Origin of the sequence: uncultured Brevundimonas sp., from assembly GCF_937863155.1 — a bacterium.
GTDB lineage: Bacteria > Pseudomonadota > Alphaproteobacteria > Caulobacterales > Caulobacteraceae > Brevundimonas.
Genome location: NZ_CALMFB010000051.1, coordinates 20,394 through 43,713 on the forward strand (window position 1 = coordinate 20,394; position 23,320 = coordinate 43,713).

Annotated in this window: 24 protein-coding genes; 15 read left to right on the plus strand and 9 right to left on the minus strand. The window is 70.5% G+C overall.

All coding sequences use genetic code 11. The annotated features are described in order from the left end of the window. Window position 1 precedes the first annotated feature (1 nt). The 4 genes from Q0581_RS07705 to Q0581_RS07720 all read right to left on the minus strand — a co-directional run bounded on the left by Q0581_RS07705 (window position 2) and on the right by Q0581_RS07720 (window position 5,118). Window positions 2-1,276, minus strand: coding sequence for a folylpolyglutamate synthase/dihydrofolate synthase family protein (locus Q0581_RS07705; RefSeq protein ID WP_298699120.1), 1,275 nt, complete (start codon window positions 1,274-1,276; stop codon window positions 2-4). A gap of 41 nt (window positions 1,277-1,317) precedes the next feature. Next, entirely contained in the window at window positions 1,318-1,683 is a 366-nt protein-coding gene (locus Q0581_RS07710) for a DUF1318 domain-containing protein (protein WP_298699121.1), read from the minus strand. A 13-nt stretch (window positions 1,684-1,696) separates the two neighbouring features. Further along, window positions 1,697-1,909, minus strand: coding sequence for a YnbE family lipoprotein (locus Q0581_RS07715; protein WP_298699123.1), 213 nt, complete (start codon window positions 1,907-1,909; stop codon window positions 1,697-1,699). Window positions 1,910-1,974: 65 nt separating this feature from the next. Then, window positions 1,975-5,118, minus strand: a complete 3,144-nt coding sequence (locus tag Q0581_RS07720) for a YdbH domain-containing protein (RefSeq protein WP_298699125.1) — start codon at window positions 5,116-5,118, stop codon at window positions 1,975-1,977. Window positions 5,119-5,509: 391 nt separating this feature from the next. Between Q0581_RS07720 and Q0581_RS07725 the strand changes: the two genes are divergently transcribed. Next, a complete protein-coding gene (locus Q0581_RS07725) occupies window positions 5,510-6,871 on the plus strand; it encodes a M23 family metallopeptidase (RefSeq protein ID WP_298699126.1) in 1,362 nt (453 codons plus the stop codon). A gap of 10 nt (window positions 6,872-6,881) precedes the next feature. Here Q0581_RS07725 and Q0581_RS07730 read toward each other — a convergent pair whose 3' ends face one another. The 3 genes from Q0581_RS07730 to Q0581_RS07740 all read right to left on the minus strand — a co-directional run bounded on the left by Q0581_RS07730 (window position 6,882) and on the right by Q0581_RS07740 (window position 9,197). Further along, a complete protein-coding gene (locus tag Q0581_RS07730) occupies window positions 6,882-8,522 on the minus strand; it encodes a pilus assembly protein TadG-related protein (RefSeq protein ID WP_298699127.1) in 1,641 nt (546 codons plus the stop codon). Continuing rightward, window positions 8,522-8,941, minus strand: coding sequence for a TadE/TadG family type IV pilus assembly protein (locus tag Q0581_RS07735; RefSeq protein ID WP_298699129.1), 420 nt, complete (start codon window positions 8,939-8,941; stop codon window positions 8,522-8,524). Before Q0581_RS07735 ends, Q0581_RS07730 begins: the two co-directional genes overlap by 1 nt. A gap of 118 nt (window positions 8,942-9,059) precedes the next feature. Beyond that, window positions 9,060-9,197 carry an entericidin A/B family lipoprotein gene (locus Q0581_RS07740; RefSeq protein WP_298699131.1) on the minus strand — a complete coding sequence of 46 codons (138 nt, stop codon included), beginning with the start codon at window positions 9,195-9,197 and terminating at the stop codon, window positions 9,060-9,062. A gap of 101 nt (window positions 9,198-9,298) precedes the next feature. Here Q0581_RS07740 and Q0581_RS07745 point away from each other — a divergent pair, with 101 nt between their 5' ends. Further along, entirely contained in the window at window positions 9,299-10,969 is a 1,671-nt protein-coding gene (locus Q0581_RS07745) for a thiamine pyrophosphate-dependent enzyme (protein ID WP_298699162.1), read from the plus strand. Here Q0581_RS07745 and Q0581_RS07750 read toward each other — a convergent pair whose 3' ends face one another. After that, window positions 10,970-11,506, minus strand: coding sequence for an energy transducer TonB (locus Q0581_RS07750; RefSeq protein WP_298699133.1), 537 nt, complete (start codon window positions 11,504-11,506; stop codon window positions 10,970-10,972). It lies immediately after the preceding gene. A gap of 3 nt (window positions 11,507-11,509) precedes the next feature. Then, window positions 11,510-12,283: a YebC/PmpR family DNA-binding transcriptional regulator gene (locus Q0581_RS07755; protein WP_298699135.1), complete on the minus strand. Its 774-nt coding sequence runs from the start codon at window positions 12,281-12,283 to the stop codon at window positions 11,510-11,512. 162 nt (window positions 12,284-12,445) lie between these two features. On the opposite strand from Q0581_RS07755, the gene Q0581_RS07760 reads away from it, so the two are divergent. From Q0581_RS07760 to ftsH, 13 genes are all read left to right on the plus strand, one after another. After that, window positions 12,446-12,655 (plus strand): hypothetical protein, encoded by a 210-nt coding sequence (locus tag Q0581_RS07760; protein ID WP_298699137.1) that lies wholly within the window; start codon window positions 12,446-12,448, stop codon window positions 12,653-12,655. A gap of 54 nt (window positions 12,656-12,709) precedes the next feature. Beyond that, complete coding sequence (locus Q0581_RS07765) at window positions 12,710-13,102, plus strand: hypothetical protein (protein WP_298699139.1); 393 nt, start codon at window positions 12,710-12,712, stop codon at window positions 13,100-13,102. Between the two features lie 24 nt (window positions 13,103-13,126). Further along, window positions 13,127-13,627 carry a hypothetical protein gene (locus Q0581_RS07770; RefSeq protein ID WP_298699141.1) on the plus strand — a complete coding sequence of 167 codons (501 nt, stop codon included), beginning with the start codon at window positions 13,127-13,129 and terminating at the stop codon, window positions 13,625-13,627. A gap of 14 nt (window positions 13,628-13,641) precedes the next feature. After that, window positions 13,642-14,091 (plus strand): tol-pal system-associated acyl-CoA thioesterase, encoded by a 450-nt coding sequence (gene ybgC, locus Q0581_RS07775; RefSeq protein WP_298699143.1) that lies wholly within the window; start codon window positions 13,642-13,644, stop codon window positions 14,089-14,091. A gap of 123 nt (window positions 14,092-14,214) precedes the next feature. Next, on the plus strand, window positions 14,215-14,952 hold the full coding sequence (gene tolQ, locus Q0581_RS07780; protein WP_298699145.1) for a protein TolQ: 738 nt from the start codon (window positions 14,215-14,217) through the stop codon (window positions 14,950-14,952). A 3-nt stretch (window positions 14,953-14,955) separates the two neighbouring features. Further along, a complete protein-coding gene (locus Q0581_RS07785) occupies window positions 14,956-15,459 on the plus strand; it encodes an ExbD/TolR family protein (RefSeq protein WP_298699147.1) in 504 nt (167 codons plus the stop codon). Window positions 15,460-15,463: 4 nt separating this feature from the next. Then, a complete protein-coding gene (locus Q0581_RS07790) occupies window positions 15,464-16,300 on the plus strand; it encodes a hypothetical protein (RefSeq protein ID WP_298699149.1) in 837 nt (278 codons plus the stop codon). A gap of 141 nt (window positions 16,301-16,441) precedes the next feature. Beyond that, the gene (gene tolB / locus Q0581_RS07795) at window positions 16,442-17,815 is read left to right on the plus strand and encodes a Tol-Pal system beta propeller repeat protein TolB (protein WP_298699151.1); all 1,374 of its coding nucleotides are present in this window, start codon (window positions 16,442-16,444) and stop codon (window positions 17,813-17,815) included. A gap of 121 nt (window positions 17,816-17,936) precedes the next feature. After that, window positions 17,937-18,494, plus strand: a complete 558-nt coding sequence (gene pal / locus Q0581_RS07800) for a peptidoglycan-associated lipoprotein Pal (RefSeq protein ID WP_298699153.1) — start codon at window positions 17,937-17,939, stop codon at window positions 18,492-18,494. A gap of 188 nt (window positions 18,495-18,682) precedes the next feature. Next, window positions 18,683-19,798, plus strand: coding sequence for a DUF3667 domain-containing protein (locus Q0581_RS07805; RefSeq protein WP_298699155.1), 1,116 nt, complete (start codon window positions 18,683-18,685; stop codon window positions 19,796-19,798). A 48-nt stretch (window positions 19,799-19,846) separates the two neighbouring features. Next, window positions 19,847-20,689, plus strand: coding sequence for a tol-pal system protein (locus Q0581_RS07810; RefSeq protein WP_298699157.1), 843 nt, complete (start codon window positions 19,847-19,849; stop codon window positions 20,687-20,689). Then, a complete protein-coding gene (gene tilS / locus Q0581_RS07815) occupies window positions 20,674-22,002 on the plus strand; it encodes a tRNA lysidine(34) synthetase TilS (RefSeq protein ID WP_298699159.1) in 1,329 nt (442 codons plus the stop codon). Before Q0581_RS07810 ends, tilS begins: the two co-directional genes overlap by 16 nt. Next, a partial coding sequence (gene ftsH / locus Q0581_RS07820; RefSeq protein ID WP_298699160.1) for an ATP-dependent zinc metalloprotease FtsH occupies window positions 21,989-23,320 on the plus strand: 1,332 nt, incomplete at its 3' end. The genes tilS and ftsH, both read left to right, overlap by 14 nt.

Consider the following 23,320-nt stretch of genomic DNA (forward strand, 5'->3'; position numbering starts at 1 on the left):
GTCAGGTTGGCCAGGTGTCGGGCGATGCGCCCAGCACCTCGCCCGCCAGATACAGCGAGCCGCAGATCACGACCCGCCCGGCGCCCAGCGCCAGGGCGCGGTCCAGCGCCTGGGTGACCGAGGCGGCGGGCATGGCGCCCAGGCCATGCCCCCGGGCCACCGCCGCCAGGGCCGTAGGGTCCGCCGCTGCTCCATCGAACGGCACGGTGAAGACGTGGCCGCCGGTGTCCTTCAGCGCCTCGAAGAAGCCGCCTGCATCCTTGTTGCCCAGCATGCCGACGATCAGGGCCAGGGGCATCGGCGCCCGCGCCTGACGCGCCGCCAGAAACTCGGCCAGCGCCCGAGCCGCATGGGGGTTGTGCCCGCCGTCCAGCCACAGTTCGGCGTCCGCCGCCCGCGCCGTCTGGCCATAGGAACCGGCCGTCAGCCGTTGCAGACGCGCAGGCCAGACGGCGGTGGTCAGTCCCTGTGCGATCGCCGCCTCCGGCAGGCCCAGCTCCAGCGCGGCGGCTACGGCCAGGCCGGCATTGTCGAACTGGTGCCCGCCCGCCAGCGCCGGGGCCGGCAGGTCCAGGAACCGCTCGGTCGACTGGAAGGCCAGGGCGCCGTTTTCGGGCCAGGCGTCGAAATCGGTTCCCATGACCGTCAGGGGCGCGGCCACGGCGGCGGCGGCCCGTTCGATGGCGGCCATGGCCTCGGGCCGCTGGCGCGCCACCACGCCGGGCGCGCCGGATTTCAGCACGCCCGCCTTTTCGCCCGCGATGGCCGCCAGATCGGTTCCCAGGAACTCGGCATGGTCCAGATCGACGGGGGTGATGACGCTGAGCAGCGGCCGTTCGATCACATTGGTCGCGTCCAGCACCCCGCCCAGGCCGACCTCGATCAGGGCCAGATCGGCGGGCGTCTCGCTCATGGCCAGAAAGGCGGCGGCGGTCGTGCTTTCGAATACGGTGGCTTCACCGCCCACCGCCTCGACCCGGTCCAGCACGCCGTTCAGGGCCTGATCCTCGATCAGCCGGCCGGCCAGGCGGATGCGCTCGTTGAACCGCACCAGATGCGGCGAGGTGTAGGCATGGACCCGCAGGCCCGCCGCCTCGGCCATGGCGCGCAGCAGGGCGACGGTCGAGCCCTTGCCGTTGGTCCCGGCCACATGGACGACAGGCGGCAGGCGGTGCTGGGGGTCGCCAAGGGCCGCGCACAGGGCGCGCATCCGGTCCAGCGACAGATCGATCCGCTGGGGGTGGCGCGCCAGCAGGCGTTCAGAGATCGGGTCCATGCGCGCCCTTCCAGCCCAGGCCGGTCAGGCGCGCAAGTGTCTTAGCGCTGGACCCACTGGCCCTGGGTGTTGCGATACCACTGGCCCGAGCTGATGCGGGGCAGAAGCTGGGATTCGAACATCCGGGCGCCGGCCACATCGGCGGTGGTGCCAGCCTCTGCGGCGCTGCGGGCATAAACAGCGCGGCGGCCGTCATTGGTGGCGCGCACGGCGGCTTGCAGCGCCGCATCGGCCGACGCCGGCTGGCGCACGCCCAGATAACCGTCGGCCTGTTCCCCGACCACGCCGGCGGCCTTGGCCGAATCGATCAGGGTCTTCTGCTGGGCGGTCTGGGCGAAGGCCGCGCCCGCGGCGACGCCCAGGGCCGTCACGGCGGCGGCGACGACGAAAAGCTTGCGGAAGGTCATGGTCTTCATCCCGTCAGAACAGATTGGGGTTGTCGCGCAGCATCTGCTGCAGTTCCTGGTCCAGCTTGATGCGCACATCGGCGTCCAGCTTGGCGTAGATCTGGATCGGCGCGACCTCGACCCGCACGGTCGGCGCGCAGGCGGCGGCCGAACCGGCCACAACGGCCATCAGGGCCAGGCCCGCCAGGCGGATCGGGGGCTGAAAGGTCTTGCGCGGTCCGGTCATGGTCGGCTCTCCGAAAGGTCGCGACGATCTAACGCCGTCCTGTGTGAATGGGTTCTGAACGAACATCAGGGGGTGTGTCCTTCTCCGGCGCGGGCGCGGTTCAGTTCGATCAGATCGGCGAACAGTTGATCCGCGTTCAAGGTGGTGTCCAGCGTCAGATCGACCCCCGTGCCGGACGGCAGCGGCAGGTCGCGCTTCAGGAATTCACGGCTGATCAGCTCCGCCAGACTGAGGCGCAGCTCCTGCCGCTGGGGCGGATCGTGGCGACCCTTGATATGGAACATCACGCCCAGGCGGCCCTGGTCCTGGCTGTTCACCTCGGCCGTCAGGGTGTCGAAGGCCAGATTCTCCATCGCCTGATAGGCCAGGTCCTGCACCGTATTGGGCGGAACGTCCGCGCCGCCGCCCCCGGCCTCGACGCCGCTCAAGGCCTCGCGCTGGATCGACAGGCGGCCCGGCTGGACGGCGTAAAGCTGGCCGCCCGAAATGCGCACCCCGCCGCCGCCTGGCTCGGACCGGAACGGCAGGCGGCCCGACACCACGGCGTCCAGCTGCGCCTTGTCGCCGAAACCCGACCCGGCCAGGACTTCGCCCAACTGCACCCGATCCAGCACGATCACTCCGTCGAAGCCCTGGGTCGGGTCCAGCGGCACAGTGAACGGCTCGACCCGCACCACGCCGCCGGCCACATGCACATCGGCGGCGGCCACGGTGATCCCGGCCTTGTCCAGGGCGAACTCGACCTCGGCGTCGGTGACGGGCGTCAGGGTCTCCAGGCTGTCGGCGGTCAGCCGCTGGCCCGGCGCTGTGACCAGGGGGACCAGGCTGGTGAACGCCACCTCGCCCCTCAGCCCCTTCACCGCGCCGGCGGGACTGACGAAATCCAGGCCCGGCACGACCAGGCGGCCGCCGCTTTCGCCATCGCCCTCGGCGGTCCAGCCCAGGCGGCCGGTGAATTGCGCCGTTCCGACCGCCGGCGACTGGACGAAGGGTTCGACCAGGGGGCTGAGGTCGCCGGGCTGAAGCGCGTCTTCGACGAACACCAGCATCGGCGTCTCGATCAGCACGCCGCCCTGGCCCGTGGTCCCGTCGTGATCCAGCGTCAGACGCCCCACGGCGTGTTCGCCCGACTTCAGATCAAAGCCGCCGCTCCAGCGTTCGTTCGCCAACTGGGCCTGGCCCGAGGCGATCAGGGGGTTGAACCGGCGCGGATCGGTGGCGTCCAGAACGCGCGCCCGATCCACCTGGGCCCGCATCGACACGCCCGAGGCCCCGCCCGAGGCCGTCAGGGCGCCCTCGGCCTCGGTGAACCGCATGGCCAGGAAGGGCGCGGCGGCGTCCACCCCCGCCAGCCGCCCGCGCGCGGTCCAGCCGCCGTCCTGAACCAGGACCAAAGGGGCGCCCTCTGTGGGGCAGAAACGGCCCGAAATGTCTGTGACGTCGTTCTCGTCCAGCTCCAGCCGTTCGACCTGAACCGCGACACAGTCGTCCGGCGCATAGGTCAGGCGCCCCCCATCGGACGTCAGGACGCCGCGGGTCTGCGCCTCGACGCCCCGGAACAGATCGAAATCCAGCGCCGCGCGCCCGTCCAGACGCGCCTGGAACCCGCCGGGGGTCAGCCGCCAGTCGGGAACCGCGACCTGAAGTTCCGGCAGGCCGCGCCCGCGTTCGGCGCTCAGGCTCAGGGCGCCGCCGCCCGCCTGGCCCGGCTCGGCCGCGAACACCGGCCGGGCGTCGGCCGCCGCGATCCGCAGCACGCCGCCGTTGCGCGGGCGAAGTTCGACCGGCCGATCCAGCGCCACCGTCGTGCCGGGGCTGCCCGTCGTCAGGCGCACGGCCGGAACCGACAGGCCGAAATCGCCCAGCGCCTGTTTCATCGCCTTCAGGTCTTCGGGATCGTCGGCGCCGACCGGGCCGAACAGGGGCCACGCCCCGCGCGCGGCGTGCAGGGCGCCGTCCGCCTGGATCAACAGGGCGCCGTCCATCCGCGCGTCCAGCATGGCCCGTCCCGTCACCTGGCCCAACCGTAGGTCGCTGGCGCTCAGGGCCGTCGCCGTGATCCGCGCCGGTCCGGTCATCTCCATGGCCGCGCCGCGCCCGCCCATCGTCAGGTCGTCGGACTGGACCGCCAGCCCCTGGGCCGAGGCGGCGTCGGTCGCCAGCCGTCCGGCCCCCAGCCGCGCCGGGCCGCGCAGGCTCCACCCCATGCCGCGCGTGTCGCGTGCGACGACCAGGGCCGCATCCGGGGCGGCCAGCGTCAGGCCCGCCCCCTGGACGTCCGGGCCGGACACGGCCTGCGCCCGGGCCGTCAGCCTTGACCGCCCGTCGATGCGGAAGGTCTCGATCCAGCCCGCCGTGGCGCCGTCGAACCCACCGTCCAGCGCCAGACCGCGCATCTGCGTCTGGCCCGTCGTCAGTCCCTCGGCCGTCAGTTTCAGGTCCAGCACGGCCCGACCGTCGCCGCGCCGGCGTTTCATATCGGGATAGGCGACCTCTCCCGACAGGGCCGCCTGGCCATTGGCCACCGACCAGCCGGGCGCCGCCGCCTGGGCCGCGGCGGCGTCCACGCGCAGATGCAGGCGATCGCCCACGGTCCGCGCCTGGACCGAAGCCGTCAGGTTCCGCGCCGTGACCGCCTCGCCCGCCAGGGTGGTGGACGGCAGTTGGGCGTCCAGGGCGATCAATCGGCCGTCATCGATCCGGGCGTCGGCCGTCGCGGCCAGCCGACCCTGGGCCGTCTCCAGATTGACGCGCCCCCGCTCGACCACCACCAGCGGTCCCCGACTGTCGGGACGCGGCGGTTGGCCAGTGAATTCCTCGATCAATGGGTCCAGCGCCCCCAGGCTGAGACCATCCTTGTCCCACCGCGCGCGCAGGATCGGGCGAACCAGGCGCACCCGGCTGGGCGTCACGCCCAGGCCGCCGCGCGACCACGGCAGGCCCAGGGCATAGTCGACCTCGACCCGTTCGGCGGCGAAATCGGGGTCTCGGGGATCGCCGATGCGGACCTTGGCCGTCAGACCGTCCAACTCCAGGCGTTCAATCTCGACCTGCGCTTCGATGCCGCGCCGCTCCAGCCAGCCGACCAGCACCTCACGCGCCGCCGCCCGCCGGTTCAGATACAGCAGGGCGGCCAGCAGCAGCACCAGAACGGCCAGGGCCGCCAGCCCCAGGCCCAGCCCACGCAGCATCCGCCGGCCCCGGCTCATGCGCGCCTCGGGAATCGCAACGGTGCGTCGATTTGAACCATCAGAAGGAAACCCGAACATCGCGGCGTTGCACAATAAACACTGCACAGTGGCCGCAAGGACACTTGCAGCTTATTGTGGCGCTGTCACGGCGTCACATGCGCTGTAATGCACAAGCATAGCGTCAGGATGCTTGACCGTAATCTGTGTGTCGCGACGAAACGACTCCACCGCGAACGCGCGAATGCCATCGGCGACGCTTGCGCGGTTAACGGTTTGTATCCTTCGCGCTTCCCATAAGGGACACAGCAGGGTATAGGCGGTGCCTTCGCGGACCGGGGGCGCTCGGGCCCGATCCTTGCTTAAGTGAGTGTCCTGGCGCCGAGTGGGCGTCGTCGATTGTCGGGGACCGATGGCTCAGTTTGACCCACGTCGCCAGCCGATGCGTCTCGCGCCGCATGCGTTCACGGCTCTGGCGGCTGTTTCGGTGGCCCTGTTGGCCGGCCGCGTCTATCAGCCCGCGCGGGCTGAAGAAGCGCCGCCGCTGACCCAGGCCCAGATCGACACACTGGAAGCCCAGGCCTTCGCCGCCGCCGCCGCGCCCGCCGGACTGACCGCGCCCGAAGCCGTCCCCGTACAGATTCGCCGTGGCGAGACCTTCGAGCAGGCCGTGCGCCGCACCGGCGTCTCGGATCAGGACGCCTCGGCCGTCGCCGCCACAGTCGCTAACGCGCTGGACGTGAATCAGATCCGCGCCGGCCTGCGTTTTGAAACCGCCATCTCGCGCCCGCGCGGCGGCCTGGGCGAGGCCCGGCTGGTCGGTCTGACCATGCGCACCGGCCCGGCCAGCCAGTTGACCGTGTCGCGCAGCTTCGACGGCGCCCTGCGCTTGCGCGCGCTGGAAGAAAAAGTCACCCACGAGACCATGGTGCTGAAGGGCGACGTCGAGCGGTCGCTGTCGGCCAGCGCCCGTGAACTGGGCGCCACCGCCTCGATCGTGCGCGCCGCCAGCCGCCTGTTCGCCACCAAATTCGACATGCAGCGCGACGTGCGCTCTTCGGATGAGTTCACCCTGGTCTTCGACCGTGACGTGACCGAGGCGGGCCGCACGGTGTCGGTGGGCGAACTGCTGTACGCCCAGCTGCGGGGCCAGACCTTCTATCGCTTCACCCCCGCCGGCTCGAAGACGGCCCAGTATTTCGACGCCTCGGGCAAGAATCTGCGCTCGGCCATGATGCGCACCCCGCTGCAGAGCTTCCGCCGCGTGTCCTCGGGCTTCGGCGTGCGTCGTCACCCGATCTCGGGCTATCGCAAGATGCACCAGGGCATCGATTTCGCCGCTGGCACCGGCACGCCGGTCGTGGCCCCCGCCGACGGCGTAGTGGTCGAGGCCCGTCGTTGGGGCGGCTATGGCAACTGGCTGCGCATCCGCCACGCCAATGGGCTGGAATCCGGTTACGGCCACCTGTCGCGCTACGGCTCGGGCATCCGCGCCGGCCAGCGCGTCAGCCAGGGCCAGATCGTGGCCTATGTCGGTTCGACCGGCGCCTCGACCGGGCCGCACCTGCACTATGAGATCTGGCGCAACGGCCAGCGGATCAATCCGGCCGGCATCCGCACCACCGAGGGCACCGAGCTGAAGGGCGCCGACCTGGCCGCCTTCCGCGCCGAAAAGGCCCGTATCGACCGCATCATCGCCTCGGGCGGCGAACGCAAGCCCGCCCAGCTGCAGCCCGCGGTCGAAGGTCTGCGTCCGGCCCAGACGGCCGAGTAAGACTGATCCACTAGCCCACCAGAACGGGCGTCGCGGGCTTGCCGCCCTCGGGGCACGACAGGCCCAGCATCCGCACGTCCGCCTCGCCGAACTTCAGGCCCAGGGCGTCCAGCAGGGCGTTGACCACCCCGTCCAGCAGCGGTGACAGCGGGGCCAGCAGCGCGCCCAACGCCCCGGCCAGATCCCCCAGGCCCAGCCCCAGGCCGATCACCTTCACCTTGATGTCCAGTCGCCCCAGCAGGCTGGCCACCAGCCCGCCGACGAAGCCGCGCGATCCCACGGTCTTGACCGCCTGTTCCTCGATCTCGGCGGCGTTGAAGCTGACGGTGCGATAGCCCTGATCGGCGGCCTCGATCTCGGACGACCCGGTCACCGTGACCAGGCCCCCGACCGACAGGAAGGTCGCCGGCGACACCGTCAGGCTCTGTTTGAAATTATGCAGCCGGCTCTCGTCGATGGTCCCGATGCTGGCGCGCGCCACGCCGGGCCGCACCCCCAGATCCACCCGCTGCGACGGGGTGCAACGCAAGGATTCCAGCCGCGCCTCGGACGGCGCCAGCTCCACCAGGATCGGCAGGGTCACCTGGGCCAGACCCGACAGCGCCTGGGCCGTGCGGGCGCGGATGTACAGGCGCGCCTGGGCCGTGCGGATGATGGGTTGGCCCGTGTCCGTCACCGTCATCCAGGGCGAGCCATTGGGCCGTTCACCGATGGCCAGGCTGACCTTCAGGTCCGCCAGCCCCGCCTGGGCGCCCAGGTTCAGCGCCAATTGCCGGTCGCCACCCGTCTGGAGCATGGCGGTGGCCATATCCAGGGCCGACACCCGCGCATCCAGCCCGCCGCGCAGGGCCATGGGGGCGTCGGCCTCCAGCCCGATCAGTTCGCCGATCTTCAGCCGCAGCCCGTCCGCCGCCTGGGCCAGTTTGTTCAGGGCCGATCCGTCGCTGTCCCCCGCCAGCCGGTCCAGGATGTTCAGGGCGCGGCTGGTCTCGATCTCGGATCGCAACAGGGCGTCATAGTCGCCGACCGTCAGACCCAGGTCGGTCGACAGGGCGTCGGTGAACTGAAGCAGGCTGACGTCCGCCGCCGCCAGGGCGTTGTAGTCCAGCGCCGTCAGCGAGACGTTCGACCCCGTCAGGCCCGACAGCAGGGCGTTGGCCAGTCCCCCGTCCAGCCGCGCCAGACGCGATCCGATCGAGAACATGGCCAACGGCTCGCCCAATGTGGTCGCCGCCGTGCCGGTGCGGTGCACGGCGATGGTGTCGCGCCCCAGAATCCAGCGCCCGAAATGCAGCGGCGCCTGTCCGCTCAGGGTCACGCGCGCGGCGTTGGCGGGCCCTTGGCCCGACTGGAACCGGTCATGCGGCGCCCGCGCGGCGTCGGCGACATACAGGCCGGTCGTGGACTGTACGGTGACGGCCTGTCCGACATTGGCGGCGGCGGTGGCGCGGGCGGCGTCGGCATGGCGCGCCAGGTCTCGCGCGGCGGCCAGGGCCGACAGGTCCGCCGCCCCCTGCAGCTTGCGGGCGTAAAGGGCGACCGATCCCACATCGATGACCAGGGCCGCGATGGCGCACAAAAGGGCGCCCGCCACGGCCGCCATCACGGCCACGCCGCCGGACCGGTCATGGATCAGCCGCCGGGCGATCATCAGTAGCCGCCTGTGCGGACCACGGCCGTCCGCTGGATCACCCCCGGCGGGGCGGGCAACAGGCCGGCCAGGGCCATGATCGGATGGGCGCTGACGTCATAGGCCACCTGCACGCGGATGGCCTGAAGGTCGGACTGGACCGTGACTACGGCCCGCGTAGGGTCCAGCCCGGCGCCGGCCTGGGCCTGGGTGGCGATGAAGGTGCGGGCCAGCTGTTCGCGTTCGGCCACGTCCAGCCCGCCGACGGCCGCACGGGCGCCTTCGGACGCCAGAGTCTGGACCGACTGGGCCATCCAGAACCAGCCGCCATAGACAACCAGACCCGCCAGCAGCAGGACCAGCAGCGGCCCCACCAGGGCGAATTCGACGGCGGCGGAGCCTTCCCGCCTGATCCGATCCAAGGGGGAACGAGCAACCATGGCGCGATCCTCATGACTAAGGATCGCAACCTATGCGCGCATTGATTAAACCTTTGTTCCCACCACGCGAAAGGCCCGCCGCAAGCGACGGGCCTAAAGGGTCGCGCTGAACCGGCGTTCAGTTCTTGGCCTGCTCCGCGCCCGAAGTGACCGCCTGACCGGCGGCCGAGACATCGCGGCCGACGCCCGAGATGGTGTTGCAGGCCGACACGGCCAGGGCGGCCGCGACCAGGGTCAGGGTGACGATCTTGCGCATGGGATTCCCCGCTTGAAGTGGTTTCAACCGTGGCCGTAACGCCAAGCGTGACCATTGGGTTGCATGGCCAAGTTCGGGCCGGTCTGCTAACGCCCGTGACCATGACCCAAGCGCCCGATACCGCCGCCCGCCGCCTTGTCGAAACCCTGGTGATGAACGGGGTGGACCGCGTCTTTTGCGTGCCGGGCGAGAGCTATCTGGCCGTGCTGGACGCCCTGGCCGATGTGAAGGACCGCATCCAGGTCGTCACCTGCCGGCACGAGGCGGGCGCCGCCAATATGGCCGAGGCCTATGGCAAGCTGACGGGAAAACCTGGGGTCTGCATGGTCACGCGCGGGCCCGGCGCGACCCATGCCAGCATCGGCGTGCATACGGCGCACCAGGATTCCACGCCGATGATCCTGTTCGTCGGCCAGATCGCCCTGACCGACCGGGGCCGCGGCGCCTTTCAGGAGGTCGATTACCGCGAGGTGTTCGGCGGCCTGGCCAAATGGGCGACCGAGATCGAAAGCCCCGAACGCACCGTCGAGGTCGTCGAACGGGCCTTCGCTACCGCGCTTCAGGGCCGGATGGGCCCGGTGGTCGTGGCCCTGCCCGAAGACCTGTTGCACGCCCAGGGCGGGCCGGCGCCGATCAAGCCGGTGGTTCCGGCCCGCGCCGGTCTGGACCCGGCCTTCGTCGATCAGGTGCGCGAACGACTGGCCAGGGCCGAACGCCCGCTGCTGGTGCTGGGCGGATCGGGCTGGACCACCGAGGCCGCCGCCGCCATCGGCGACTGGGCCGAGCGGATCGGCCTGCCGGTCTCCCTGTCGTTCCGGCGCAAGGACATATTGTCGAACGACCGGCCCAACTACGCCGGCGACCTGGGCCTGGGGTGCAATCCCAAGCTGACGGCGCGGGCCAAGGCGGCGGACCTGATCATCGCCATCGGCGCCCGCCTGGGCGAGAATCCGACCCAGGGCTACACCCTGCTGGACCGCGCCCGCACGGCCCAGACCCTGATCCACATCCATCCGGGGGCCGAAGAACTGGGCCGTGTCTGGACGCCCCTGATGGCCGCCACGGCCGACAACAGCCTGGCCGCCCACGCCCTGTCGGCCATCGATCCGGGCCGCGACTGGCATGAGGAGGCGAAAGCCGCCCACGCCGACTATCAGGCCTTCTCCACCCCCGTGGCCGTGACCGGGGCGGTGAACATGAGCGAATGCATGGCGCACCTGACGAAGGCCCTGCCGGCCGACGCCGTGGTGACCAATGGCGCGGGCAATTTCGCCGCCTGGCTGCACCGCTTCTATCGCCACCGCGCCTGTCGCACCCAGCTGGCGCCGACCTCTGGCGCCATGGGCTATGGCTATCCGGCCGCCGTCGCCGCCAAGAGCGTCCATCCCGAGCGCGAGGTCGTCTGCATCGCCGGCGACGGCGACTTCATGATGACGGCCCAGGAGATGGCCACCGCCGCCCAGCACGGCCTGGGCGTGGTCGTGGTGGTGGTTGACAACGGGACATACGGCACCATCCGCATGCACCAGGAGACCCACTATCCGGGGCCCCCGCGTGTGATCGCCACCGATCTGAAGAACCCCGATTTCGTGAAATACGCCGAAGCCTTCGGCGCCTTCGCCGTGCGCTGCGAAACCACGGCGGATTTCCCGGCCGCCCTGGACAGCGCGCGAGCGGCCGCCCGCCAGGGTCAGCCGGCGCTGGTGCATCTGATCACCTCGGCCGAGGATATCGCCCCGGGCCGGACCATCAGCGGCCTGCGCGGCGCCTGATCAGTCCGGCGTGCTGGCCGGCGTGCTGGCCGGCGCGGCGTCTTCCATCTGGAACCGGATGCGGAACCGGATCGAAGAATCCACCGCCGCCCCATCGATCTGGCGCGGATGCAGGCGCGCATCGCGCGCCGCCGCATCGGCCGCGGCGGCGAAGCCATAACCGGCGGGGTCTTCGCGCACCGTGCGACAGGCGCCCAGCCGGCCTTCGGCCAGAGCTTCGCAAACCAGCTCCACCTCGCCGCTCTCGATCCCCTGATAGGCGGCATAGTCGGGATATTGCGGCGCAGGACGCACCGCCCACGCGGGGTTGCGCACCGCCCGGCCCAGGTCGTCCTGCGTGGCCGGCGGTGGCGGCGCCTCGGCGCGCACCTGGATCAGGGGGCCGCCGCCGCCCGTCCTGGACGGCCAAGGGTGACGCAGCAGCCCGTCGAAGCCGAAGCCGACACCCACCGAAACCGCGCCGACCAGGGCGATGACCACGCCCCAGGCGATCAGATCGGTTCGACGGTCATCCTGTCTGCGGCCCCGGGCGCCCATGCATCACCCGGCGTATTTGGCCAGGTCTTCGTCCGAGATGTCCTCGTTCGAATAGACCGACGACACGTCGTCCTCGGCGTCCAGGGCGTCCAGCAGCTTCATCAGAGTGCCGACCGCGTCGCCGGTCACCGGAACCTCGGATTGCGGCTTCCAGACGATGGCGGTCGACTTGGGGTCGCCCAGCACCTTGGACATGGCCTCGGCCACATCGTTCAGATCCTCGAAGGCGGTCCAGATGGTGTGGCCCGGCGCGTCCTCATAGATGTCGGGCTTGACCAGATCGCTCTCGACGTCCTGGGCGCCGGCCTCGATGGCGGCTTCCATGATGGCGTCCTCGGTCCCGGCTTCGGCCGGATAGATGATCTGGCCCACCCGATCCCACATGAAGGCGACCGAGTTCATTTCGCCCAGGGCGCCGCCGTTCTTGGCGAAGGCGGCCCGCACATTGGCGCCGGCCCGGTTGCGGTTGTCGGTCAGGACTTCGACGATGATCCCGACCCCGCCCGGCCCGCGGCCTTCGTAGCGGATCTCCTCCATCGTATCGACGTCGCCGGCCACGGCCTTCTTGATGGCCCGGTCGATATTGTCCTTGGGCATGGACTCGGCCTTGGCGTTGTTCACCGCCAGGCGCAGGCGCGGATTCATGGCCGGGTCGGGCATGCCCGATTTGGCGGCCACGGTGATGTCGCGCGACAGTTTGGAGAACAGCTTGGAGCGGACCGCATCGGCGCGCCCCTTGCGATGCATGATGTTCTTGAATTTGGAATGGCCGGCCATGAAGCTCTCTGTCTGGGTCCGTGGATGCTCGCGCCACACGCGCTCACGACATGAGCGCGCCTGACGGGCGCGCCCGTCTAACGCACGGCGGGCCATCTGTCACGGTCACGGAACCGCAAGGGTTGGCGACGTATTATGCCGGTCGAACCAGGAGATGACGCCATGGGCGCCGAAGAAGCTCTGATCGACGACGACCTGTATGACGACGACCTGCACAGCGACTACGCCCAGGCCGACATCGTCGAATGGTATGAAGCCCGGCCCGTCACCGTCTCGACGGCGGTGGCTACCGGCTCGATCATCACGGCCTTCGCCCTGGGGGTGCTGACGGCGGTGGGCGCCCTGGCGCTGATGGGCCGTCTGGACGACTGACGTCGCGGCGTCGATGGGGTTTGCGGCGGCCGGTCGTCGCGGCATGATCGGCGCATGACCGCCGCGCGCCGCAACCGCTTTGATCGCCTGATCGCCGCCCTGAGCCTGCTGGTCCTGGCCTTGGGGACGGTTGTCGTCTGGCGATTGGCCCAGGACGGCGCCGAACGGCCCGAAAGCCTGGATGACCGCGCCCTGCGCCAGATCCGCACCGAACTGGGGCGCGCCGCAGAGCTGCGCTATATCGAACCGGGCCTTGGCCCCGTCGCCTGCGGCTATGCGGCGCGCGGACGCGGTGGGCCGGCCGTGGCCTTTGTCTCGCGGCCCCAGCGCATCCTGTTCGGCGACGATCCTTTGCCGCGCGAATTCGCCGAGACGCGCGACCGCTATTGCCCCGGCTTCGCCCGGCAGCCGGGCGCGACGACAGCTTCCGTCAGTGGCGCGGGCTGACGGCCGTAGGCAGGTTTCTGCGCCATGACCCGCCGCACCGTGACGCTTCTGACCCCTCACGCTCTGGATCAGGTGCGCACGCGTCTGAGCGCGGCCATCGACCACCCGTTGAACCTGACGGGCGCCCGTCCGGCGCTGGGCCGGGTCGGGCCATACACCGCCTGGCTTTACCAACGCCGCCCTATCAACAACGCCTTCCAGACCGTCTTCAGCCTGGTGCTGGAGCCGCAGGACGAGCGTCAGGGGGACGGCGTCATCCTGCATGGCGTGTCGGACATCGGCGCCTTCGGGCGGCTGCTGCTGGGGCTGATGACCCTCATGCTGGTCGGGGTCGCCATCATGGCGCGGCATGAACTGGGCGCGGCCTCGGCTATCCCCTGGCTGATCGCCGGGGCGGGCGCGGTCGGCGTCGGCCTGATCTACGCCGTCGGGCGGGCCATGGCGGCGGGCGAGCACGACTTTCTGGTGCGGTTTCTGATACAGACGCTGGACGCGCGGGTGATCCAGACGCCGCGCGACGACTGATGCCGGAAGACCGCATGACCGACCTGCCCACCGCCGGCCGTTTCGAAGGCCGCGAGCACCGCCTGCCCGTGCGGGTCTATTATGAAGACACCGACTTCACCGGCCTGGTCTATCACGCCAACTATCTGCGCTATTTCGAGCGGGGGCGGTCCGACTTCCTGCGCGTCGCCGGGGTCGGCCATGCCGAACTTCTGGCCGACGACCAGCCGCTGGCCTTCGTGGTGGCCGAGATGGCGGTGAAATTCCTGAAGCCCGCCCGCATCGACGACGCCCTGGTGGTGCGCACCCTGTATCAGCGCGTGAAAGGCCCGCGCCTGATGATCGAACAGGCCATCCTGAGGGGCGACGAGACCCTGTGCGCCGCCACGGTCACGGCGGTGTGCATCCATCTGGACGGACGGCCCCGGCGACCGACCCCGGCCCTGCTTGAGCGGATCGGCCCCTGGCTGGAAGCCGCGGACTGAACCGTTCACGCGCCTGTCAGGCGCGGGCGGGTGACGGCGGCCCTTCGCCCGGCTAGACCGGCGCCATACAACCGCCACGCCGCACCGGCGGTATTCGGCCGAATCTCGCAGCAGGACTGATTGATGACCACGCCCGCCGACGCCGCCATGCTGAACCCCGTCGAGCTGTTCATGACCGCCGACTGGGTGGTCAAGGCCGTGATGGTCGGATTGGCGGGGGCCTCGATCTGGTCCTGGGCCGTCATCATCGACAAGGCCGCGCGCTTTTCGACCCTGAACCGCCAGGCCGACGCCTTCGAACGGGCGGTCGGATCGGGCCGGTCGCTGGAGGACATCGCCGCGCAAGCCGGGCCGGAGCCGACCCACGCCCTGCCGCGCATGCTGGTGATCGCCCTGGGCGAATGGCGCGAGGCGCGCACGCGCGGCGGCCTGAACGAGCATCAGTCGGACCTGTTGATGGCCCGGATCGACCGGGGCCTGGACAGTCTGATCGCGCGCGAGGGCCAGCGGATCGAGAACGGCCTGGGCGTGCTGTCGGTGGTGGCCACCGCCTCCCCTTTCATCGGCCTGTTCGGCACGGTCTGGGGCATCATGAACGCCTTCGGGCGCATCGCGGCGGCGGGCAACACCAATCTGACCACGGTGGCGCCGGCCATCGCCGAGGCCCTGTTCGCCACGGCCATCGGTCTGGCGGCGGCCATCCCGGCCTATATCGCCTACAACAAATTCTCGATCGACGCGGGCAAGTTCACCGGCCGGCTGGAAAGCTTCGCCGACGACCTGCAGGCGGCCGTGGCGCGTCGTCTAGGCGCACCGTCGGCCCCCGCCCCCACCCCGCAACCCGAACGCCGGGGCTTCTGAACCATGGCCCTGGGCGGAGCAGGCGGCGGCGGCCATGTGCGGGGCCGCAGGCGGGCGCGCAAGCGGCCGCTGAGCGAGATCAACGTCACGCCCCTGGTGGATGTGATGCTGGTGCTGCTGATCATCTTCATGATCTCGGCGCCGCTGCTGACGGTGGGGGTTCCGGTCGAACTGCCCAAGACCGAGGCCAGCGCGGTCGAGACCAAGAACGAACCCTTCAATGTCTCCATCGACCGCGACGGGCGCATCTTCATCGCCGACAACGAGACGCCGTACGAGCAACTGCTGCAACGGCTGGTCGACGGCGCCGATGCGGCCGAAGGGCCGGCGAACGAACGGCCGGTGTTCATCCGCGCCGATGGCCGGGCGCCCTATCAGGCGGTGGCGCGGGTGATGGCCCGCCTGTCGGCCGGGGGCTTCAGCAAGCTGAACCTGATCACCGACACGGCGCCGGACGCCGCGCGCATGGCCGCCGTCGCGGCCGCCGAAGCGCCGACCGGAGCCTGACCCCATGGCCGCCGGACCGCGCCGGGATTCGATCTGGCCCGCCGTCGGAGCGGCCGTGGTTCTGCACGTCGCGATCGCGGGCCTGCTGTTCCTCAGCGGGCTTCAGCCGTCGCGCGAAGTGACGCCCCTGGTCAGCGCCGTGCCGGTGTCCATCATCTCGGACCAGGTGATCGAGGCCGCCGCCGCCGATAATCCGCAGGAGACGCCGTCCGAAGACGACGGCGCCACCGCCCCGCCGCCCGAGGTGGTCGAGCCGACCCCGCCCGCGCCCGAACCCACGCCCGCCCCGCCGCCGCCTGCGCCCAGCCCGCGCCCGGCCGAGAAGGCCGCGCCGCGTCCGCCGACGCGCACCCCGCCGGCGCCCACGCCCCCGACCAAGGCCCAGCCGACGCCGCCGCGCCCCAATCCCGCCCCGCCGCGAACCCCGCCCCGGCGCGAGGAGCCTTCGCTGGACCTGGACGCCCTGGCCGGGCCGCCGCGCCCGACCCAGAACCGCGGCCGCCCCGCCGCCGGCCAGCAGGGCCGCGGCACCGCGCCCCAGGCCACCGGGCCGCAACTGGCCGCCCTGGCCCGTCAGGTGACGCCGCACTGGAACATCAACTGCGAGCTGCCGGGGATGGAGGATCTGACCATTCGGGTAAGGGTCAGCCTGACCGCCGATGGCCGCATCAGCGGCTCGCCCCAGCTGGATCAACCGCGCAGCGACCCCAGCTGGCGCGCGGCGTCCGACGCCATGCTGCGGGCGCTTCGGGCCGCCGCCCCGTTCGACGTGCCCCAGGGGTTCGAGGCCCAGGAGGTCCCCTTCCTGTTCCGCACCGCCACCCAGTGCGGCGGGCGCTGACGACCGGCCGCGCAAGACAGGCCCTTCAAGACAGGCGCCGTTAGGGAATTTTCCCCAATCTCGCCCCATTCGCCCGGCTGTTTGCGTTATGGTCGGGCCTGACCCCGTTCCGCTGGCCGCCTGCGCTTCATGGAGACCTCGATGCGTCTGAAACTGCTGATGGCTTCCGCCGCCGCCCTGATCGTGGCGGCGCCCCTGGCCGGATCGCCCGTTGCCGCGCAACAGGCGCCCGCCGCGCCCATGCAGGACGTGATCGTGGACGAAGGCGTGCTGCGCCCCCTGCCCATCGCCATCGCCCCGTTCAGCGGCCAGTACGGGCCGGAGATCGCCGGCGTGGTCTCTGGCGACCTGCGTCGGTCGGGCTTCTTCCAGCCTCTGGACCCGTCGGCCTTCATCGAGACGGGCCTGACGGTCGCCAACGCCCCCGATTTTCCCAAATGGACCGCCATCGGCGCCCAGGCGGTGCTGTACGGCAGCGTCACCCCCCGCCCGGACGGCCGCAACGACGTGGGCTTCCGCCTGTATGACCCGTACCGCCAGTGCCAGCTGGTCAGCTATCAGTTCACCGCCACGCCCGAGCAATGGCGCCGCATCGCCCACAAGATCGCCGACGTCGTCTATCAGCGCATGACGGGCGAAAGCGGCTTTTTCGACACGCGGGTGATCTTCGTGTCCGAAAGCGGCACCCAGCTGAACCGCCTGTCACGCCTGACCATCATGGACCAGGACGGCTTCAGCCCCGTCTTCCTGACGCAAGGCGACGAGGTGATCATGTCGCCGCGCTTTTCCGCCTCCAGCCCGGAAGAGATCACCTATGTGGCCCTGGGCCGCGATTACAGCCGCATCTATCTGTACAACCTGACCACCGGCCGCCGCGAAAGCCTGGGCGAGTTCGACGGCCAGGTGCTGGCGCCGCGCTTCTCGAACGACGGCTCCAAGATGGCCTTTTCGATCATTCGCGGCGGCAACACCGACATCTATGTGATGAACCTGCGCACCCGGCAGTTGTCGCGCCTGACCAGCGATCCGGGCATCGACACCTCGCCCAGCTTCAGCCCCGACGGCTCGATGATCGCCTTCACCTCCGACCGGTCGGGCAGCGCGCGCATCTATGTCATGCGAGCTGACGGCTCGGGCCAACGGGCGGTGTCGCGCGGCGGCGGCCTGTACACCGCCCCGTCGTGGAGCCCGCGCGGCGACCTGATCGCCTTCACCAAACAGTCTGGCGGCCAGTTCCACATCGGGGTGATGAACTCGTCCGGCGGCGGCGAACGCATCCTGTCGTCCAGCTATTTCGAGGAAGGCCCGTCCTGGGCCCCCAACGGCCGCTACATCATGTTCGCCCGCCAGAGCCGCGGCGGCGACACCCGTCTGTGGACGGTCGATCTGTCTGGCCGCGTGGTGGGCCAGGCCGGGTATGATGGGCGCGGGTCCGACCCCGCCTGGTCGCCGCTGCTGGACGCGCCGCCGGCCAATCTGGGCCTGAACCAGGGCGCCGACAGCTGCCCGTCCTGACCGCATCGCGGGAGCCGACCGGTCAACTGTGCGTTATCCCGGCTGGCGCCGCATTCCGGCCACGGGTAGCAGGCTTGGATAAGGTCACGCTTCGCCGCCCTTCGATAGGAGACGACACCCGATGAAACCGACCACCCTGGTCCGCCTGTCCGTCGTGGGTCTGGCCGTGGCCGCAATGGCCGCCTGCACCCCCCGCCCCGCCGCCCAGGGCGCCGATCCGGGCGGCACGACCGCGCCGGGTGGCGACAGCAGCTATCCGACCGCGCCGGGCGGCAATGTCGGCGGCGGCAATATCGGCGGCGTCATGCCCGGTTCGGAACAGGATTTCGTCGTCAACGTCGGCGACCGCGTCTATTTCGAGCTGGACAGCTATGAAGTCCGTTCGGACGCCTGGCCGCGCCTGGATTCCCAGGCCGCCTGGCTGAACCGCTATCCCCAGGTGCGCATCCGCATCGAGGGCAACGCCGACGAACGCGGCACCCGCGAATACAACCTGGCCCTGGGCGCCCGCCGCGCCGAGTCGGTGCGCAACTTCCTGGTCGAACGCGGCGTCGCCGCCGGCCGCATCGACACCATCAGCTACGGCAAGGAACGGCCGATCGCCGAAGGCTCGAACGAGGATTCCTGGGCGCGCAACCGCAACGCCCATACGGCCATCGTGTCCGGCGCGCCGCGCTGACACCTGAATTCCGGCCGTCCTGGCGGGGCGGGCGGACCAACGAGGGCGGGAAGACGGCGTGGCCCCCATGCGCCGACTTCCCGCCTTTCGCTTTTTTGCGGGCGCGGCGGACGACAACGCCTGTGCGCGAACGTCCTGAGCGGCTATGACCCCGCCAAAGACGGGCAGGCATCGGGGATCGCATCGGCATGGACATCGACGCAGCAGGCGGCGCGGCCACAGCCGGACTGATCGGTGGCGCCCTGGAACGGCCCACCGGCCATGCCGGCGACGCGCACGGCGACTGCACCGACTGCGGCGCGCCGGTCGAAGGGAATTTCTGCGCCAACTGCGGCCAGCCGACCCATGTGCATCGCAGCCTGCTGCATCTGATCGAAGAGGTGCTGCATGGGGTCATGCATTTCGACGGCCGCATCTGGCGCACCCTGCCGCTGCTGATCCTGAACCCCGGCCTGTTGACGCGCGAATGGGTCCAGGGGCGGCGCACCCGCTATGTCTCGCCGCTGGCGATGTTCCTGTTCACCGTCTTCGTGATGTTCTTCGCCTACAGCCTGTTCGGCGGGCATTCGGGGGGCGAGGCGACGACGCCGATGTCGATCGACCAGCGCATCGCCTCGCAAGAGGCCGAACTGGGCCGCGCGCGCGAGGCGCTGACCCGCGCCCAGGCCGGGCTGGAGCTTGACGCCCGCGCGCCCGGAAAGACCTACACCGACGCCGCCGAACGGGTGACGATCACCACGCTGGAGCGCGAACTGGACGCCTTGCGGCAGGCCAAGGCCTCGGGCCAGACCACGGTGACGGCCGGTGACGGCTGGGCCGCCCGCCTGTCCGAAGGCGTCCGCAACGGCTCGGTCCAGATCGAAACGGGCGACAAGAAGCTGGACAAGATCCTGACCAAGAAGGCGCTGAACCCGGAACTGGCCATCTACAAGATCCAGCAGACGGCCTATAAATTCAGCTTCCTTCTGATCCCCTTCTCGATCCCGTTCGTCGGCCTGCTGTTCCTGTGGAAGCGGGGGTTCACCTTCTACGACCACGGCGTCTTCGTGCTGTATTCGCTGACGGCCATGTCGATGCTGTTCGCGGCGGCGCTGGTGATCGGCCCCCTGTGGGCGCCTCTGGGCTGGCTGGCCGCCCTGGCCGTTCTGATCGGGCCGCCGGTGCACATGTTCGCCCAGTTGAAGGGCGCCTATGGACTGTCGGTGTTTTCGGCCCTGTGGCGGACCTTCGCCCTTTTGACCTTCTGCACCATCGTCATCGCCCTGTTCGTGACCACCATCGTGATGATGGGGATGACCGGCTAGACCCGCATACGCCTTGCCTGCGCCGCAAATCGGTGGAACCGTCCGACCATGCTGAAGCTGACCCGAAACACCATTCTGACCGCCGTTGGCGTGGCCCTGATCGGCGGGGTCGTCGTGGCCCAGACCACGCCGCTGGAGCCGATCCAGTGGGACAAGCGCCGCCTGGACCAGCTGGACCGCAACGTCCGCCGGCTGGAACGCGCGGTGACCCAGCGCAACGCCGCCGGTCAGCCGGTGCTGGTCGAGACCGATCCCGAGGTGGTGGTCCTGCAAGGCCGGGTCGAGACCATGGACCGTCGCCTGTCCGACCTGGAGGACACCCTGCGCCGCGTGAACGGCGAGGTCGAGCGCCTGACCTTCGGCATCGATGAAGCCCAGCGCGACAACGCCGCCCTGCGCAACCGGCTGGTCGACGCCGACCGCCGGGTCAAGGCGATCGAGGACGCCGCCAAGGCCGAGGCCGAGCTGAACGGCCCCATCGTCGCCAACTCGCCCACCGGCGCGGCCGGCACCGACATCGCGGCGGCCGTCCGCCTGCTGGACACCGATCCGGCGCGGGGCGAGCGGGCGCTTCAGACCGTCATCGCTACCTGGCCCGACACCAATCAGGCGCGCGAGGCGAACTCGCGCCTGGGCGACCTCTATGTCTCGCGCGACCAGCGGGCCGATGCGGTGCGGGTGTACGCCGCCGCCCTGCAAGGCTGGCCGACCATCCACTGGGCCGGGGAAACCACGCTGAAACTGGCCGACGCCCTGATCGCCACCGACCGCAAGACCCAGGCCTGCGCCGCCCTGGGCGAGTTCCAGCGCCGCTATTCGGCGGGCGGCACGGCGGCCCAGCGGACCCGCGCGACCCAGCTGCGCGGCCGGGCCTCTTGCCCGACCAGCTGACGGACGCCGTCTTTCGGGCGCTGGACGCCCGGCTGACGCCTGACGTCGATCATCCCGTGGCCCTGGCCCTGTCGGGCGGCGGGGATTCCGTGGCGCTGCTGGACCTGGCCTGCGCCTGGGGCCGGGCGCGGGGCCGACGCATCCTGGCCTTGAGCGTCGATCACGGCCTGAACCCCGACAGCCCCGTCTGGATGCAGCAGGCCCAGGGCGCCGCCCTGGCCGCCGGGGCCGACTGGCGCGGCCTGGTCTGGGACGGACCGAAACCAACAACCGGCCTGCCCGCCGCCGCGCGCGCGGCGCGCCATCGTCTGCTGGCCGAAGCGGCGCGGGCCGCCGGCGCCCGGGTGATCCTGACCGGCCACACCGCCGACGACGCGGCGGAGGGCGACTGGATGCGGGCGCAAGGTTCGACCCTGGGGGTCTTGCGCGGCTGGTCGCCGTCGCCCGCCTGGCCCCAGGGGCGGGAGCTGATGCTGCTGCGGCCCCTGTTGACGACAAGGCGCGAGGGTCTGCGCGACCATCTGCGTGACCGGCGGCTGGACTGGATCGAAGACCCCGCCAACGCCGATCCCCGCTTCGCGCGCAGCCGGGCGCGCGCGGCCCTGCGCGATGCGACGCCGCCCGCCCCCCTCTCGCCGCCCCGGACCGAAACGCCCCCGACCTTCACCGTCACCGACGAAGGGATGGCGATCCTGACCGCCCCCACGGCCCGCGCCCTGGCGGTGGCCGTGGTGTGCGTCGGCGGCGGCGACCGGCCGCCGCGCGGGGATCGGCTGGCGCGGCTGGTGGAACAGGCCGGTTCGGGCGAAGCCTTCGCCGCCACCCTGTGCGGCGCCGCGATCCGGGGCGATGGCCAGCGGATCGAACTGTTCCGCAACGCCGGGGAGTATGTTCGCCGCCCGTCCGACGCCCTGCCCCTCACGCCCGGCGGCGTCGCGATCTGGGACGGCCGGTTCGAGATCGCGGTCGATGCGCCGGACCTGAGCCTGGTTCCGGCCGCCGGGCGCCTGGCCGCCCTGCCCCGCGCGGATCGCGCCTGGCTGAAGACCCTGCCGGCCGGCGTGCGCGGCGCCCTGCCCGTCCTGATCCGGGACGACGGCTCTGACCCGGTTCTTGCAAGGGGCCGGGCCGAGGTCCGCTGTCTGGTGGCCCTTCGTCTGGCCCAGGCTCTGGACCAAACGCCGCACGAAGCCGATCTGTCACACGCCGAATGGCGCCGCGCCGGGGAACCCCCTATGTGTGGAGCCGAAACATCCACTGACCCGAGCCGCATGCCGCGGCCGGGCGCCGAGGCTGCGAATGAACCTGCGTAATCTGGCGATCTGGGGCGCCGTCCTTCTGATCCTTATGGCCGCCTATGCGGCGATGAACCCGAACGGCGGACCGGCCATGCCCGGCGCCAAGGGGGCGTCGTCCCGCCCCGAGGCCATCACCTATTCCGAGCTTCTGCGCCGCACCGAGGCCAAGGAGGTCAAGACGGCCGTCTTCTCGGGCGATCAGATCAGCGGCACGCTGAAGGACGACAAGAAATTCACCTCGGTCGCCCCGCTCAGCGACACCACCCTGGCGCTGCGGATGAACGAGGCCGGGGTTCAGGTCGAGACCAAGTCCCAGAAGCAGCCCTGGTGGGCGGGCCTGCTGGGCCTGATGCTGCCGATCCTGATCATCGTGGCCATCTGGATCTTCTTCATGCGCCAGATGAACGGCGGCGCGCGCGGGGCCATGGGCTTCGGCAAGTCCAAGGCCAAGCTGCTGACCGAGCACAAGGGGCGCAAGACCTTCGAGGACGTCGCCGGCGTTGATGAAGCCAAGGACGAGCTGCAGGAGGTGGTCGATTTCCTGAAGGACCCGGGCAAATTCCAGCGGCTGGGCGGCAAGATTCCCAAGGGCGCCCTTCTGGTCGGCCCTCCGGGCACCGGCAAGACGCTTCTGGCCCGCGCCGTGGCGGGCGAGGCGGGCGTGCCCTTCTTCTCCATCTCCGGCTCGGACTTCGTGGAGATGTTCGTGGGCGTCGGCGCCAGCCGTGTGCGCGACATGTTCGAACAGGCCAAGAAGAATGCGCCCTGCATCATCTTCATCGACGAGATCGACGCCGTGGGGCGCCATCGCGGCGCCGGCCTGGGCGGCGGCAATGACGAGCGCGAGCAGACCCTGAACCAGCTGCTGGTGGAAATGGACGGCTTCGAGGCGTCCGAGAACATCATCCTGATCGCGGCCACCAACCGGCCCGACGTTCTGGACCCCGCCCTGCTGCGCCCCGGCCGGTTCGACCGTCAGGTGGTGGTGCCCAATCCCGACGTCTCGGGCCGCGAGCGCATCCTGCGGGTGCACATGAAGGACGTGCCCCTGGCCGCCGATGTGAACGTCAAGACCATCGCGCGCGGCACGCCCGGCTTCTCGGGCGCCGACCTGGCCAATCTGGTCAACGAAGCCGCCCTGATGGCCGCCCGTCGCGACCGCAAGATGGTCACGCACCGCGATTTCGAGGACGCCAAGGACAAGGTGCTGATGGGCTCGGAGCGTCGCTCCATGGCCATGAACGAAGAAGAAAAGCGCCTGACCGCCTATCACGAGGCCGGCCACGCCATCGTCGCCATGAACGTCAAGATGGCCGACCCGGTGCACAAGGCC